Genomic DNA, 15488 nt, shown 5'->3' on the forward strand with positions numbered 1-15488 from the left:
GGTGCTGGTATCGGTCGCTCCTCCACTCCAGGCAATGTCCGGACTTTCACGCCTCTTGCAACTTTGAACTGTTCGTACGCATGATAGTATATGGTGATTTTTGATTGCGGGTCAAGGTAACTACTCACAGTGATAGAGCGGTGGTGCTGCTAGCAGCTTGTCAGTAGCTACCGTGACACAAGGTGGAGCATGGCATGCCCGATGGCGACGAGGCGCTTAGCAGCGCGCCAGAAAGCACGGAAGGCCTGCCGACGGGCCGCAAGATCGTGCTGTTCGTAGACGGTACCGGCAATGCATTCTCCACTCAGGAATCCAATATTTGGCGGCTCTATGAGGCGCTCGACCGCACTCAGACTGATCAAATTGCTTATTATATCAAAGGCGTTGGAACGGCCGGCTGGCGTCCCTGGGCGATACTCGACGGCGCCACTGGCATTGGGGTGCCGGGAAATGTCCGCACGTTGTATCGCTTCCTGTGCTGGAATTGGCGGCCGAGCGATCAGATATACATTTTTGGATTCAGCCGGGGCGCATTCACGGCCCGCACACTGGCGGCGCTGATCGCTAGCGAGGGCTTCGTTCCGGCCGAGATCGACGACACGCCGGTTTCGCACAAACAAATGCAGCGTTACGCCATGGCTGCTTGGCGCAATTACCGCAGCAAGACGATTCCGTGGACGCAGAGTTTGCCTACGATCTGGATCGCCCGCGCGGTGCGCGATATCGTCGTGCGAGTGCTTGGCGGCTTGCGGAAAGACCTTTCCTACGCGGAATTACGCTCCTGTATGGGGGCCGAACGCCGCGACGTGCGGATCGCGTTTATCGGACTTTTCGATACGGTCGAGGCGTTCGGTGTCCCGATCGAGGAACTGCGCGGCGCGATCGACTGGGCGATCTGGCCGATTTCGTTCCGCAACCGTGTTCTGTCCGACAAGGTCAGACGCGCCCGGCACGCGCTTTCGCTGGATGACGAACGTGCCACGTTTCAGCCGATCCGCTTCGACCGCAGCAAGGAGGTGGATCCTGCGCGGATCGTCGAGGTATGGTTCAGCGGGGTGCACTCCGATGTCGGAGGCGGCTACCCGGACGGCACGCTGTCTTACGTTCCGCTGGTCTGGATGACCGAACAGCTCGGGTCGGAGCTGCGCTTTCAACCCGGTCAGATCGAACGGTTCTGCGCCTATCAGTCGCCGCTCGGTCCGATGCATGATTCGCGCAGCGGCCCGGCGGTTCTATATCGCTACAGCCCCCGCGTGATCGGCGACGGCGAACAGGACGGCGGTCCGCCGGTGGTCGACCACAGCGTAGTCGAGCGTATGCAGCGAGGCTGCGACAACTATGCGCCGATCATGCTGCCAGCAAATGCCAAAGTGCTGATGCCGAGCGGCGAGGTCGTCGCCATGACCGACAGGCCGCAGCGCGCGGCGCTGAGGTTCAGCAAAGCCGCGCATCACGCCGAGGCGGCGGGTACTGCGGCGGCTATTGAAGCCGTCTCGACCATGCCGGCGCCCAATCAAGAAATGGCCGAGCAGGCGTGTGATACGGTCTTCTGGCGGCGCGTGGCGTATTTCGCGCTGCTGTGGTTGCTGGGCGCGATCGTCGCATGGCCGCTGATCGCCGAGAGCTTGGAGAAGCAGGCATTTGTTGGCCGGCCTTGGCTGTCGGCCATCTCCAACGGCATCAGCAGCGTCATCGCCTCGGCGGCCACCATGCTCGCGGCGATCGTTCCAAGTTATCTTACGCCCTGGCTCAACGCTGCGAGGACGCATCCGCTGACCACGATGCTGATCGTGCTGGGTGCGATTGCAGCTTGGCGGGCGGGTAGCTTCCTGCGCGACCGCATTCAGGAGCGAGCCCGGCTGGCCTGGAACCGGCCCGGCCGCAATGTCGCGGATCCGGGACGGTCTGGTGTGTTGCTCAGGATTGCGCGGTTCGTGCGCAAATCCGCCGCCGTGCGATCAATCTATTGGTTCGTCACCACCCTGGTCTTTCCCGGGCTGTTTCTGTTGCTGATTGCCTGCGTCGCGCTTGTGTGGGCCGGGCGCGGCTATTTCAATTGGCAAGCGGGAGCCGGTCGGCTCTGCCGCAGCGAGAGCTTCGCCAGCCCGAGCATTCCGGCAACTCCGATCACCGAAGCAGTCAGCGCCCGCCGTGGCTTCGACATCAAGTCTCTCTGCTGGTCCACCGGCCTTGCGGTCGAGAAAGGTCTTAAATATCGCATCTGGATCAGCATTCGAGAGCCCTGGTTCGACCGCACGATCATGTCGGGGGTGGGCGGATTCCAGATCTCCGATGTACGTCATCTGGCGGCGTTACCCATGCTTCGGAACTACGGGGCAAACTGGTTTCAACCGGTGTTGCGGATAGGGTCGCAGAGCTCAACTGAGCTGCCCCTCGTTGCGCTCAACGGCATGGCTGCGGATCGTCTGCCGCGCACGGCCCCCGACGGCACCGCACGTCCTATACACGTAGAGGACATCGACCATGTTCCGGCGGAGCTTGGCAACGCCCTGAAACAGCTGGGCTGGTTCAATCCGATCCCGCTCAGCGCGCTGCCAGCGGCACGCGAGATCTGGAAACAGCAGGATTTTGCCGAGACGATGGTGGCGGAATTCGTGGCACCGGACAGCGGCGAACTCTTCCTCTATGTCAACGACGCCGTGCAAATCTTCCCGATCGGCAAGCCTTTCGAGTTGTTTTACGACAACAACAGCGGTAGCGCGGATATACAGGTTCAAAGGCTACCCCTGCCGCCGCCACCGCAGTGAATTTCTAATGGGTTGTTCTCACAGATCGGTCGGAGCCCGATCGTCATTGGCCGAAAGGGGAGGCTGGCGTAGCGGGACTTTCCGGCGCTTGTTTGAGTATCCATCGCCGCCGGTTTGGGACACTGGAACTTCGTTCCGCGTCGTCGAAGGACCGGATAGCCTCACATTGACGATTAACCACGGGAAGTCCTTCCTTCAGGGAACTTCCGGCCGCCTTGAAGTATATCACAGGATGATATATGTTGGGTGATAGCCAATTGGCCGTCCTGATTGACCAAGCGGGCGTTTGGCAGATGCCGAATGGCTGGCAGTCGTCATCCGGGCGGAGTGGTGTGATATTACCACGGGGCAACCTCACGCATTGTCCTACGCGCTGATCCTGCAAGACGAGCGCAGACAACGGTTGTTGGGCTTCGACAATTCTCATGGTTTTGATGGAGCGGGCGATGACGATCCCTTTGACCACGAACACCGCTTTGGGTTGTTTGGGCAACGCTTCCGATATGAATTCAAGTCGCCCGCTGCGTTGTTGACCGACTTCTTTGAGCGCGTCGAACAGGCCTGCAAGATCAGAAATGTGCCTTTCGAGTTCGAGGAGAGGGATCCATGAGCAAGCTCATTTCAGGGCAAACGCTGCGAGACCGGCTCCTCGAGCGCGTGAAGAGCCCCCCCGCCATCCCCTCTGAGGCTTGGGTGCAAGTCCTTGCCGCTCCCGGCAATCGCGAGCTCCTGGGGCTCATTGCACAGCGGCATCCACAAAGCATTAGCGAACTGTCGGAGCTGGCAGGCCGGGCGCAACCCAATGTCAGCCGATCTTTGACTGCGCTCATCCAGGCCGGACTGGTCGAAGTCAAATCGCAAGGCCGTGCGTCCGTCCCGAGCCTGACCGCGCTTGGAGGCGAAAAGGCACGAGATTTCGGCTTGATCGAACTTGTTCGCGAACCGGAGATGACGCCGTCCGATGACGGCGTCACGTTGGACGCGCCGCGTCTGTCGATCTCCTTCGAAGGCAAGGAGACCGACAGCAATGCCATCCCCGGAGACCTGGTGTTGACAATCCCGCCACGGGCAAATCACGACTTGGTCGTCGCGAAACAAGGCGGGGACCTCAACACGATCGTCCTGCGCATACTCGATCAATGGTGGAGAATCCTCTACCGGCGTGACGCGCCCTATAAGGTAGGCGAATTCAGCGCCTTAGAAGCCCCGTCCACGCGACAGGTATTGTTTGCGGTTAGATCCATGGGCAATCGCATCGAACAGATCGTGCGCTGGGGCGGTGAGGGGCCGTCGGCCCAGGAGCAGCCCCCACAAACCGTCTCGCTCAGCACCTTCGAACAGAATCTGCTGAACGATGTTGTGCGGCCCACGGCGAAAGAACTGCGCAGCCGCAGCCGCTTCGATCGGCCGATCCAATCCAAACTCGCACGCCTGGAGGACACCCTGTCCTACGAGGAGGACTCGGCCTTTGCACGCACCGCCGGTTCGCTTGGAGAGTCTCCTTATGGCCTGACTGACACATGGGCGCAGAAGATCCGTGATCTCATCACTGAAATTCCCGACGAGGAATCGCGGTTGGATTTCTGCTCGGCGGTCTTGCGAGATGGAATTGAGGATGCGGAGGTTTGGACACATGCGGCGATCGCCAAACAAGGCGATCGAAACGTCATGCCCGAATTGCGAACGTTCTCGGATGTGCTTCGCGAGACGCCCTTAGAGTCCAACGCGCGCCCATATCAGCGCGGGACCAACATGGCGAAGAAGCTTCGCAGGCATCTTAACTGGACGTTAGAGACAAGGGTTGAAGACGTGGCCAAGCTGGCGGCGATCTTTGGTGCCAGGCAATTCGAACCAAGTCCGGTGGCTCCGGGCGCCCTGCGGGCTTTTCAGACTCAGACTAACAGTGCCCCCACGATCGTCGTTCAAACCGAAAACGCAGCTAACACCAAGTTCATTCTGGCAAGGGCGATTGGCGACTTTCTTGTCTTTCGAAGTAAGACGTCGTGCGTCGCCAATCTCTATACCGATCGGCAGGCGGTCGGGCGCGCTTTTGCGGCCGAGTTTATAGCTCCCGCCGAGAGCGTCGTTCGTATGATCGAAGAGGATGACCGATCGGTCGAGCGTATCGCAGATCACTATGGAGCCCCCCCGGAGGTCATCCGTCGTCAGTACGGCAACAATTACCGACGCTTTGTCGAGGCGTAACTCGTTCTACAATGAGCGGCACCGGCAAGCGATAAACCAAGCGGCGAGTGAAAAGGTGTCTGCCGCCGGCATGCGACTGTGTAGTGAAGATTGGCAATTCATAGCCGTACGCGGCGCGCAGCGAACCAACGCATCGATGTCGCAACCTTCACGGTTCACTCCGATGCGACCCGACGCCGAGCTGCATCCGCAATTCCGTGGCCTTCCCGCGCGCCAAAACCGCCGGCCGCAAGTTTCTTTACTCTCCACCACGACAGCTCGACTTTCCGGCTTCCGTTCTGCACTTGCTCGTTGCTTTTCGTTCGACGGATCTGCGTGCGGCGCCATTGCGCGACGCAAGGCGACGATGTTAGGCTTTGGGATGCGTCGTGAAATTGTTCGATCTGAAAGAAGCAGCGAAGCGGCTCGGTGTTTCTGTCGATCATGTGCGGGCGCTCGTCGATGATGGACGTTTGCGGTACGTCAACATCGGCCGCGGCAGGAAGCGCCCACGCTATCGCTTTGCCGACGCGGATTTGAACGAGTTCATTGAGGCTAACCGCGCGCGCGAGGTAGCTCCGTGTCCGTCTTCAGGGTCAAGAAAAGCCCGTATTACCAGTTCGACTTCGTGCTCCGTGGCCATCGGTTTTACGGCTCAACGGAATGCTCGGTCCGCAAAGAAGCCGCAAAAGTTGAAGCCGTAGAGCGGGCGAAGGCCAAGGAGCTGATCAAAGCAATAAAGCGCTCCAAGGCTTCATTGTTGATTGATGATGTCGCCGCCCGGCTCTGGAATGAGCAGGCTCAATACGATGCTGATCCCGAGGCCACAGAAACAAACTTCGCCCGGCTCGTCGACTATTTCGGCAAGTCTAGCTCGCTGACGGAGATTGACCACGCTGCAGCCAAAAAGATGGTCGCGTGGCGTCGTGGACATCGGATCAAGGGCCGGACGGATGCGCCCCTGATTTCCAATAGCACCGTCAATAGATCGAGCAGCAAGGTGCTGCAGCGGTTCTTCTCCTTCGCAAAGGCGGAGGGGGCACAGTTCGATCGCGAGCCCAAATGGAGGGAGCTTCTGCTGCCGGAGCCCGAGGAGCGGGTACGGGAGCTTCAGGAGGAAGAGGCGGTGGCCTTCGAGGAAGCCATGCGGACCGATTATGGGCCGTTTTTCGAGTTCGTCCGGGCGAGCGGCATGCGCCAGAAGGAGTGCATCACTTTGCGCTGGTCCGAGGTGAATTTTGCGACGCGCCAGATCGTTCGGCTTGGGAAGGGCGGGCGACGAGTGGTTTTTCCGATCACAGAGTCAATCCGGGAAATTTTGTTTCCACTTCAGGGGCAGCACCCCGACTATGTCTTCACATATGTTGCCGTTTATGGAAACAAGCGCTTGGCTAGAGTGCGCGGCGCGCGTTACCCGCTAACTATCACAGGAGCGAAGTCTGCGTGGCAGCGGATGCGCGCCAAGGCGGGCGTGAAGGACTTCCGTTTCCATGACTACCGGCACGACTTCGGCTCGAAGCTCCTGCGTCAGACCGGCAATCTCAAGCTCGTGCAGAAGGCCCTGAACCACCGCGACATCAAGAGCACGCTCCGCTACGCCCATGTCCTTGATGCCGATGTGGCCAGTGCGGTGGAAGCTGTCGCAAAGTCCCGGAAAAAGTCCCGGACGGCGGCTCGAAAGACGGGTTAACGCGCTGTTTATGCTGCCAGATTCTATTTTCGGCAACAAGCTTCCAGATGTCGTTCGCGGCGACGCTCGGCCTCGTCGCGCTGGTGCAGTTCGGCATGCCAAGACTGTTCGCGACGCCGGACTCATCGGCCGCGCAGCGCATCGCGCTGTGGGGCGGCCGTGAGCTGGCGATGCTGCTGCTGGCGTCACTGATCGCGGGGCTGGCGACCACGCCCTATGCGGCCTTCCACTTCCACCGCATCACGCCCTACGGCGTGCTGGCCAATCTCGCGGCGATGCCCGTGGTCTCGGCGCTGGTCATGCCCGCGGGTCTGCTTGGCCTGCTCGCCGCGCCCTTCGGCCTCGATGGTCCGCTCTGGTCGCTGATGGGCTGGGGCATCGACTGGATGATCCTGGTGACGCGCTGGGTGGCGGCGCTGCCCGGCGCGGTCGGGCGCATCGCCGCCTTCGGCATCGGCCCGCTGATCGCGGCCAGTCTCGGGCTTCTCCTGATCGGCCTGCTGCGGACGCCGCTGCGCTGGTCGGGCGCCGTCGTGCTGGTGGCGGCCACCATGTGGGCGGTCGCGACGCCGCTGCCGGACATCCTCGTTTCCGGCGACGGACGCGCCGTCGCCGTGCGTGGCCGCGATGGGCGGCTGCACGTGATGCGCACCGGCAAGGACGTGTTCGCCACCCGGGAATGGCTCGCGGCGGATGCCGACGCGCGCCTGCCGGCGGACTCGTCGCTCGGCGACGGCGTGTCCTGCGACGAGGCCGGTTGCGTGCTGGCGCTGGCCGACGGCCGTCTCGTCGCGATGGCACTGCGCGCCGATGCGCTGGCCGATGATTGCGCCCGCGCCACGCTGGTCGTGACCACGCGCGCCGCGCCATCGTCCTGCGCCGCCGCCGTCGTCGATCGCCAGCGCGTGCAGCGGCAGGGCGCCTTGATGTTGGTGCAGCAAGGCAAGGGCTTCGCGGTCACACCGGTCCGGACGAGCGCAACCGACCGCCCGTGGTGGCCGGCTCCTGCCGAGGCCGGCGACTTCGAGACGACACTGACGCCGCGCCCGCCGGCGTCGCGCGTTCAGGACGCGACACCGCCGGAGACGGAGCAGGGTGCGGAGGATTGAGCGCCGGGGAGTTCGAACGTGCCGAGATGATACTCGCTGCGATCCGCTCCATCGAACGGCGAGGCCACCTCGACCAGCGTGAACGAGGCGGCGGGATATCGCTGCCAGATCGCAACGTCATCGGCCGTGACCGTCAGCCATCCGAACGCAAGCATGTAGCGGCCGGGCTCGGTGAGCCGGCCGGCCTTGTTCCAATCGATCTTGTCGACCACGATGAGAAACACCCCCGGCACACACAATGCCGGCCGAGGGATGTCGTTCCTGCAAGACGTCGTTCTCGCGTGATGCGATGCCATCCAGTTAATTCGACTGCCAAGTCCGACTGCCAAGTCCGACTGCCAAGTCCGACTGCCAAGTCCGACTGCCAAGTCCGAGCGCGAGGACTTCGCGTCGGCCTGCGCAAAGTCTCTCACCGCGGATCTCGTACGAACAGGTCTCTCACCAACGACAGAGACGCAGACGTCCAACCTGCAGGCGCTCAGGTGATGCTGATGCGGCGTATCGGCGTGGTCTCGCTTGTCGGACTCTCCTCGGCCATGCCGGGGCGGCGCTCGCCTGGCTGCTTGCTCACCGGCAATTGCAGCACGGTGACGCGCTGGCCTTCGCAGAGCTGGGTCACCAGCACGTGGCGGCCGTCGGCGAACTCGATGGCGTCGTGATGGCGATCGGGGACGTGCTTCTCGATGGTGTTGAACTTGGCGACGCGCTCGCGGATCGTCCGGGTCCAGAGCCAGCGGCTGTCGTAGCGGACGTCCTCGGCGAAGGCGAGCTCGGTGCCGGGCAGCATGCAGACCGCGACGTTGGGCTCGCTTTCGAGAGCGAAGCCGCGGGTCGCGGTGCCGCGGAACGTCATCGAGATCAGCGTCTCGCCGACTTTGGCTGGGCGGGACGCAACGGCATGGAGGCTGTAGTCACACATCGGATCGCTCCTCGTTGAGAGATAGCCGACCCACGCTCCCCCCGGACAGGCGCAGGCCTCTATCAGAGTGGACATCGACGGTGATGTTAGCGCGCGCTTCACGGCAATTCTGCGCTGATCTGCACCGCGTGTGCCTGCGCGCGATCACAAGCGTTTGAGCATGCCGCGCTGCACATCATGAGGTGCATTCGCGTCAAATCGACGAAGCCAGCGCTGACATGCTGCTACGCTGCAATCCGCACAGGGCTGCAAACACCGCCGATCTGCAACGACGACAGCTCGGTCGTTGCCGCATACCGCGCACGCCCGTGGTGAGGCGCGCGCTCAGTCACTGCGGTCAGTACTTGCGATAGAGGCCGACCAGCTTGCCCTGGATCTTCACCCGGTTGGGCGGCAGGATGCGCACCTCATAGGCGGTATTGGCCGGCTCCAGCGCGATCGACGCGCCGCGGCGGCGGAAGCGCTTCAACGTCGCCTCCTCGTCGTCGATCAGCGCCACCACGATGTCGCCGGTGTCGGCGGTCTCGTTGCGCTGGATCAGCGCCATGTCGCCGTCGAGGATGCCGGCATCGACCATCGAATCGCCGCGCACCTCGAGCGCGTAGTGATCACCGGAGCCGAGCATGTCGGCCGGCACGCTGATCGTATGGCTGCGCGTCTGCAGCGCCTCGATCGGGGTACCCGCGGCGATGCGGCCCATCACCGGCACCGCGACCGGGCGCTCGCCATCGTCGAGCGCCGGCGTCGAGCTGCGCACCTTGCCGAGATTGCCCTCGATCACCGACGGCGTGAAGCCGCGGCGGTTGTTGGCGGCCTGCGACAGCTCGGGCAGCTTGATCACCTCGATCGCGCGGGCCCGGTTCGGCAGGCGGCGGATGAAGCCGCGTTCTTCCAGCGCGGTGATCAGGCGGTGAATGCCGGACTTCGAGCGCAGGTCGAGCGCATCCTTCATCTCGTCGAAGGACGGCGGCACGCCGGCTTCCTTGAGCCGTTCGTTGATGAACCGCAGAAGTTCGTACTGTTTGCGCGTCAGCATCTCGTCCTGGTCCCCAGTTTGTCGTCGTCCAAATCCGAGAGCTCCGAATCCGTGAAGAGATTCCGGGAGCGCAGGGCAATCGGACGATCGGTAATTCGCGGCGCCCGCAACATACTAAAAACAAATCATGAACGGACACTATCTGTTCGATGTGTGTTCCGCAATCCTAAAAATATGATGAATGGTCCGGGCTTTGCCGGGGGGAGCTGCTCGCTCGGCGCTCACTCGGGCAGGCGCAGGATCTCACACGGGCTGCCGGCGGGCGCCTTCGGCGCAAAGGCCGGCCGGATCACCAGAGCCTGCGACAGCGCGAGATTCCCGAGCAGCGACGAATCCTGCTGCGTCACCGGCGTTGCGATCAGCGCACCATCTGCGCGCTCATCGAGCCGGGCACGCAGATAGTCCTCGCGCGAGTCGTTGGGCCCGAGCTCGCGGCCGAGCAGGGCGGTCTCGCGCGGCATCCGAGCTTCGTCGCGGCCGAGCAGGCGCCGAATCAGCGGCACCAGGAACAGGATCGCGCAGACATAGGACGACACCGGATTGCCGGGCAGGCCGATCACCCTGACGCCGCCGAGTCGGCCGTGCATCATCGGCTTGCCCGGCCGCATCGCGATCTTCCAGAACGCCATCTCGACGCCCTCGGCCTCCAGCGCCTGCTTGACCAGGTCGTGATCGCCGACCGAGGCGCCGCCGGTGGTGACGAGGATGTCGGCCTGGGCCTCGCGCGCCCGGCGGATGCCGGCCACGGTGGCCTCCAGCGTGTCCGCGGCGATGCCGAGGTCGACCGGCGTGGCGCCTTCGCTGCGCACCAGCGCGCGCAGCGCATAGCCGTTGGAATAGACGATCTGGCCCGGCCCGGGCGTCGATCCCGGCATCACCAGCTCGTCCCCGGTGGCGAGCAGCGCCACCTTCGGCCGCCGCCGCACCGGCAGCACCGGATGATTCATGCTCGCGGCCAGCGACAAATCGCGGTCGCTGAGCCGGCGGCCCTGCTTGAGCAGCACCATGCCTTCGTGGAAGTCGACGCCGGCGGGACGGATATGCCGGCCCTTGATCGCTGCCTCGGTCATCACGACGTGGCTGCCGTCGGCGACCGTGTTCTCCTGGATGACGACCGTATCGGCGCCCGCCGGCACGACGCCGCCGGTGAAGATGCGCGCCGCCTCGCCGGCCCCCACGGTGCGGTGGAAGGGCCGCCCTGCCGCGACCTCGCCGATCACCTTCAGCCGCGCCTGCGCCTTGTCCGCATCGGCCGCGCGCACGGCATAGCCATCCATCGCCGACATCGCCTCGGGCGGCTGCGTCCGCAGCGCCGCGAGGTCGCGCGCCAGCACCCGGTGAAAAGCCTCGTCCAGCGCCACCAGCTCCTCGGCCAGCGGCTCGGCGCCGGCGAGAACCGCGGATAACGCATCGGACACCGGCATCAGGGCCATGGGAGTTCCTTCGGACGGAGGCGGGTGCGCCTCGCAGGAGTCGCGTTCTATCGAACGCGCACCGCGCGGCCAAGGGCCCCAGGCGAGACCCGCATCGCCTCGCTATTCGGCTGCGACGCGACAGGCAGCGCGCTCGGTCGCGTGCAGGATATCGGCGATCGTGTTTCGCAGCCAGACCGAGGCCGCATCACGATCGAGCTGCAGCGGCCAGACCATCGAAACCGCCGGCAGCCGCAGCTTCAACGGGGTGGGACAGAGCGTCAGCCCGAAGCGCGGCCCGTAGAGCCTCGCCATCCGAGTCGGGATCGTCGTGATCACCGGTGAGGCGGCCACGGTGGCGAGCACGCTCAGGAATTCCGAAGAGGCCGACACGACGTTGAGCTCCGTCTCGATCTCATCCAGCGCCGCCTCCAGGCAGCCCTGCAGGCTGTTTGTCAGCGTCACCAGCGCGTGCGGAAGCGACAGGTAGTCGGCCAGGCTGATCGGCGTCTTCAGCGCGATGTGCTTGGGATTGTAGACGCAGCTCAGCGCCTGCTCGAACAGGAACTGGGATCTGTGCCGCTGTGCGACCGCCTCGAAGCAGCCGACCGCGACATCCAGCGCACCCTCGTCGAGCAGCCGGTGCGCCTCGTTGCGCTCCGTCGGTCGGCTGAGAAGCCGCAAGCCGGGCGCCGAGCGGCGCAGCACCGCCGTGAGTTCGGGGATCAGCAGCAGCTCCACTTCGCTGGAAAATCCCAATCGGACGGTACGCTGCTCCGTCGCCGGGTCGAACTCCGGTGTGGCGTGCAACGCGGCCTGCATCTGTCCCAGCGCAGCACGAACCGGCCCGGCAAGCACCGCGGCGCGTGGCGTCGGCTGCATCACGGTGCCGACGCGGACGAACAGCTCATCCTGCAGCAGTACGCGAAGCGTCGACAGCGAATGGCTCATCGCCGGCTGCCCCACCTTGAGGCGCGCGGCGGCGCGCGTGACGCTGCGTTCCTGCATCAGCGCGTCGAACGCGACCAGCAGGTTGAGGTCGAAGGAGCGAAGATCGAAGTGGTCGATGGACTGCATGAGTTGGATCGATTTGAGGAATGTAAGACCTAGTCCTAGATCTCGACCCAGACAAGATCATCGTCGGATCGAGGCAGCAAGCATGCAAGACAGCACGACCCATCGCGTCGGGGACGCCACCATCACCAAGATCTTCGAGATCGGCCTCGATGCCGTCGAAGGTGAGTTTCTCTTCCCCAGCATCGACCCCGCCAGCATCGCGCGGGAGCGCGGCCGGTTTGGGCCTGGATCAGTCGATCCGCGGACCGGCGCGTTGCGCCTGAGCATCCATAGCTGGCTGGTGCAGACGCCGGAGCGAGTGGTCCTTATCGATACAGCGACAGGAAACGACAAGGAGCGGCCCGGCGCGGCAGTTCTGCATCGCTTGAACGAGCCGTTTCTCGATCGGCTGCGGGCCGCGGGCGTTGCCCCTGACGATGTCGACCTTGTCCTGATGACGCACCTGCACGCCGATCACGTCGGCTGGAATACCTCTCTCGCCGGTGACCGCTGGGTGCCGGTCTTTCCCAACGCCCTCCACGTCTTCTCCGGTCGCGAGCTCGCTTATCTCGCAGCATTGTCGGCTGGCGATGGTTCGGATGCCGCCATCAGAGATGCGGCCAGGCTGGGTCCCATGCTGCATCCGCCGTTGCCCGGGGTCTACGAAGATAGCGTGCGGCCGGTCGTCCAGGCAGGCTTGGCGCGGCAGGTCGTGGTGGACGGTTCGGAGGTCGCCGACGGCTTCCGCTTCCTGCCGAGCCCCGGTCACAGCATCGATCACGCCTGCATCAGCTTCACCTCGCGCGGTGAGCGCGCCTTGTTCTGGGGCGACGTGATGCATCATCCGTTGCAGGTCGCGCGTCCCGACTGGAACTCGGTCTACTGCGAATTTCCGCAGGCGGCGCTGACGTCACGCCGATGGGCGATGGAACATGCCGCGGAGACCGGCGCTCTCGTCTTCACGACCCACTTTGCCGAATCCTCGGCCGGCCGGATCAGCCGCGACGGCGACCGGTTCGCCTGGCAGTTCGTATGAGCTGACATGACCATGACCGCCAACGACTCGTCTTTTCCGCGCATCATCTCTGACAGCCGGTTGATCGCCGGCCCCGAGCCCGAGGTGCAGCTTCATCTCATCAACAAGCACCTTGCCGATATCGAGCGCTTCTCGGCGGAGCGCACGCTCGTGATGATGCATGGCGCAACGTTCTCGTCGGCAAGCCTGTTCGACGTCGCGGTCGCCGGCGCGTCCTTCATGGATGTCCTCGCGCAGGCCGGTTACGATGTCTGGGCGGTCGATGCGCGCGGCTATGGCGGCTCCAGCCGGCCGCCGGCGATGTCGCGTGCGCCGGAGGACGGTTCTCCGTTGGTCACCGCACGGACCGCCGTGGAGGATTTCAGCGCTGCGGTGGACTTCATCTGCCGGCATCGCGACGTCGTCAGCGTCAACGTGCTCGGCATGTCCTGGGGCGCGACCATTGCCGGGATGTTTGCAAGCGGAGCAAGCGCGAAAGTCGCAAAGCTGGTCCTGGTCACGCCGCTCTGGTTGTCCGACAGGCCGCTGCGCATCGATGCCGGCGGGCCGCTCGGCGCCTACCGGATCGTCAGCCCGCGCGCATTCGAAGCCGCATGGCGTGGCGCGGCCCCGGAGCATGCGCGACGCGAACTCATCCCGGACGGCTGGTTCGAAGCCTGGGAGAAGGTGACGCTCGCGACCGATCCGGGCTCGCCGCACGACGGAGCAATCCGCGCGCCGTCCGGCGCGGTTCAGGACGTGCGTGTGCATTGGACCGCCGGCGATCCGCTTTATGATCCGGATGACATCACCTGTCCGGCTCTGGTGCTGGCAGCGGAATGGGACGCCGACGTCCGTTTCGACATGGCGCACGATCTGTTCGCGCGCCTGGCGAGCGCACCCTACAAGCGCCTGGTCGAGGTCGGGCAGGGCACCCACATGATCCTGATGGAACGGAATCGGCGGCAGGCCTTCGATGCGGTGATCGGATTTCTCGACGAGCGCGCCCACCCGGCGAGTTGATGGTGCCTGCGTGTCGTCGATTTGCCGCGCGAGACGGCAGACGGCTTCCGCCTCCGGCAAAGAAAGTGATCGAGCACGGCTGAATGCGGGACGATGACGGGTTCACCTCGGCCTGCAATCTCGGTGGTGAGTCGCGCGCGGCCCGAGGCGATCCCGCGCGTGTCATCGGTCATGCTGTTTCCCCGGCCGAGTCTTTCGAGGAGCTCTCTTTCGAGGAGCGCTATTTCTCTTTGTCGCGACCCGTCGGGCCGCGGCCAGCGCCGCGCGCGCCCAGTTGGCGAACTCCTCGGGATCATCGAACAGCCGATCCGGCGCACGCCAGAAGGCGAGGTCGATCGAGGTGCCGTTCTTGATGTAGCTCAGGGGCGGATGCGACCGGGCTTCTGCGAACATCACGCGGTTGTCGTCGTCGACCCGAAAATACAGGGTATTGTCCGCGACCACGCCAAGCATTGCCCCGTCATGGAAGACGCCGGTCTTGCCGAACATGCGCCGTGTCGCAATCGGGCCGAGCGGCGCGAACTGCTCGCGCAGGAATTCGACATAGTCCGGAGTTGCCACCATGACGAGGGCCTGGACTGCAAAGGGGCAGGGCGAGAATGACCGCCAGAATTGAAACCTATTACGATTTCAGGTCGCCTTACGCTTACTTCGCCGACTATCGCGTCCGCAAAGGGAATCTCGGCTTTGCGGACGACGTCGAATGGGTCGGACGTCCGATCTTCATCGACGTCATCCTCAATCTGCAAAACGGTCGAGACCCGTGGGCGCCCTATGTCGACACGCTCATACCGCCAAAACGGGCCTACCTCATGGCTGACATTCGCCGCATGGCCGAGTTTTATGGGGCGCCTTGTCGGCCATCCTGGAAGTGCCCGGCGCGGCCGAACCAGGTCCCCGCGCTGTGTGTCGCATCCCTGCTTTCGGGACCAACGGAGAAGATCTTTCGAAGCGCGATCTTCGACGGACTGTGGCATGAGCAGAAAGACATTTCTCATCCTGCTGTCCTGCGGGAGCTCCTCAGCCGCGCCGGCGGCGATCCGGCCCTGCTGGAACAAGCCGGTGATCCGAGCGTCCACGACGCGCTGACCCAGCAAACTGTGCAAGCCTACCAAAGCGGCGTATTCGGAACGCCGACATTCGTCTGGAACGGCGAGATCTTTTTCGGCGCGGATCGCCTCGACGTCCTGGCCTGGAAGATCAATCGCGCTGCGAGGCAGCCGGCTTGACGCGAGGAGGCAATGCACCGAGGACCGGGCGCGGCGTGAAGCCGTGC

15 protein-coding genes and 1 pseudogene are annotated in these 15488 nt (G+C 63.9%); 9 read left to right on the forward strand and 7 right to left on the reverse strand.

All coding sequences use genetic code 11. The features are described 5' to 3' along the window. Positions 1–194: 194 nt before the first annotated feature. The 3 genes from S58_RS17145 to S58_RS35820 all read left to right on the forward strand — a co-directional run bounded on the left by S58_RS17145 (position 195) and on the right by S58_RS35820 (position 4973). Positions 195–2768 (forward strand): DUF2235 domain-containing protein, encoded by a 2574-nt coding sequence (locus tag S58_RS17145; RefSeq protein ID WP_015666608.1) that lies wholly within the window; start codon positions 195–197, stop codon positions 2766–2768. A gap of 286 nt (positions 2769–3054) precedes the next feature. After that, positions 3055–3378, forward strand: a complete 324-nt coding sequence (locus S58_RS17150; protein WP_015666609.1) for a toxin-antitoxin system TumE family protein — start codon at positions 3055–3057, stop codon at positions 3376–3378. Continuing rightward, positions 3375–4973: an HVO_A0114 family putative DNA-binding protein gene (locus S58_RS35820; protein WP_015666610.1), complete on the forward strand. Its 1599-nt coding sequence runs from the start codon at positions 3375–3377 to the stop codon at positions 4971–4973. Before S58_RS17150 ends, S58_RS35820 begins: the two co-directional genes overlap by 4 nt. A 155-nt stretch (positions 4974–5128) precedes the next feature. On the opposite strand, the gene S58_RS38300 is transcribed toward S58_RS35820, so the two are convergent. Next, positions 5129–5398, reverse strand: a complete 270-nt coding sequence (locus tag S58_RS38300; RefSeq protein WP_162472344.1) for a hypothetical protein — start codon at positions 5396–5398, stop codon at positions 5129–5131. On the opposite strand from S58_RS38300, the gene S58_RS39470 reads away from it, so the two are divergent. The 3 genes and pseudogenes from S58_RS39470 to S58_RS17165 form a co-directional block, all read left to right on the forward strand. After that, positions 5399–5656: a hypothetical protein gene (locus S58_RS39470; protein ID WP_407637883.1), complete on the forward strand. Its 258-nt coding sequence runs from the start codon at positions 5399–5401 to the stop codon at positions 5654–5656. After that, positions 5581–6642, forward strand: coding sequence for a tyrosine-type recombinase/integrase (locus S58_RS17160; RefSeq protein ID WP_377812438.1), 1062 nt, complete (start codon positions 5581–5583; stop codon positions 6640–6642). The genes S58_RS39470 and S58_RS17160 overlap by 76 nt, the downstream gene beginning before the upstream one ends. A 38-nt stretch (positions 6643–6680) precedes the next feature. After that, positions 6681–7751, forward strand: a pseudogene (locus S58_RS17165) (ComEC/Rec2 family competence protein); the annotation flags it as partial. On the opposite strand, the gene S58_RS17170 reads toward S58_RS17165, so the two are convergent. The 5 genes from S58_RS17170 to S58_RS17190 all read right to left on the reverse strand — a co-directional run bounded on the left by S58_RS17170 (position 7706) and on the right by S58_RS17190 (position 12195). Next, positions 7706–7963: a hypothetical protein gene (locus S58_RS17170; RefSeq protein ID WP_042340783.1), complete on the reverse strand. Its 258-nt coding sequence runs from the start codon at positions 7961–7963 to the stop codon at positions 7706–7708. The pseudogene S58_RS17165 and the gene S58_RS17170 overlap by 46 nt on opposite strands. 266 nt (positions 7964–8229) lie before the next feature. Then, positions 8230–8670, reverse strand: a complete 441-nt coding sequence (locus S58_RS17175) for a hypothetical protein (RefSeq protein ID WP_015666614.1) — start codon at positions 8668–8670, stop codon at positions 8230–8232. 337 nt (positions 8671–9007) lie between these two features. After that, on the reverse strand, positions 9008–9706 hold the full coding sequence (lexA, locus tag S58_RS17180; RefSeq protein WP_015666615.1) for a transcriptional repressor LexA: 699 nt from the start codon (positions 9704–9706) through the stop codon (positions 9008–9010). A 221-nt stretch (positions 9707–9927) separates the two neighbouring features. Beyond that, on the reverse strand, positions 9928–11139 hold the full coding sequence (locus S58_RS17185) for a molybdopterin molybdotransferase MoeA (protein WP_015666616.1): 1212 nt from the start codon (positions 11137–11139) through the stop codon (positions 9928–9930). 102 nt (positions 11140–11241) lie between these two features. Then, a complete protein-coding gene (locus S58_RS17190; protein WP_015666617.1) occupies positions 11242–12195 on the reverse strand; it encodes a LysR family transcriptional regulator in 954 nt (317 codons plus the stop codon). 82 nt (positions 12196–12277) lie between these two features. On the opposite strand from S58_RS17190, the gene S58_RS17195 reads away from it, so the two are divergent. Both S58_RS17195 and S58_RS17200 read left to right on the forward strand, forming a co-directional pair. Next, positions 12278–13210 carry an MBL fold metallo-hydrolase gene (locus tag S58_RS17195; protein ID WP_015666618.1) on the forward strand — a complete coding sequence of 311 codons (933 nt, stop codon included), beginning with the start codon at positions 12278–12280 and terminating at the stop codon, positions 13208–13210. Between the two features lie 6 nt (positions 13211–13216). Continuing rightward, positions 13217–14212: an alpha/beta hydrolase gene (locus S58_RS17200; RefSeq protein ID WP_015666619.1), complete on the forward strand. Its 996-nt coding sequence runs from the start codon at positions 13217–13219 to the stop codon at positions 14210–14212. A gap of 162 nt (positions 14213–14374) precedes the next feature. On the opposite strand, the gene S58_RS17205 is transcribed toward S58_RS17200, so the two are convergent. After that, positions 14375–14776 carry a TfoX/Sxy family protein gene (locus S58_RS17205; RefSeq protein WP_015666620.1) on the reverse strand — a complete coding sequence of 134 codons (402 nt, stop codon included), beginning with the start codon at positions 14774–14776 and terminating at the stop codon, positions 14375–14377. Between the two features lie 35 nt (positions 14777–14811). On the opposite strand from S58_RS17205, the gene S58_RS17210 reads away from it, so the two are divergent. Then, positions 14812–15441, forward strand: a complete 630-nt coding sequence (locus tag S58_RS17210) for a 2-hydroxychromene-2-carboxylate isomerase (protein ID WP_015666621.1) — start codon at positions 14812–14814, stop codon at positions 15439–15441. The last annotated feature ends 47 nt before the right edge of the window (positions 15442–15488 follow it).

It is taken from the genome of Bradyrhizobium oligotrophicum S58, assembly GCF_000344805.1.
Taxonomy (GTDB): Bacteria; Pseudomonadota; Alphaproteobacteria; order Rhizobiales; family Xanthobacteraceae; genus Bradyrhizobium; species Bradyrhizobium oligotrophicum.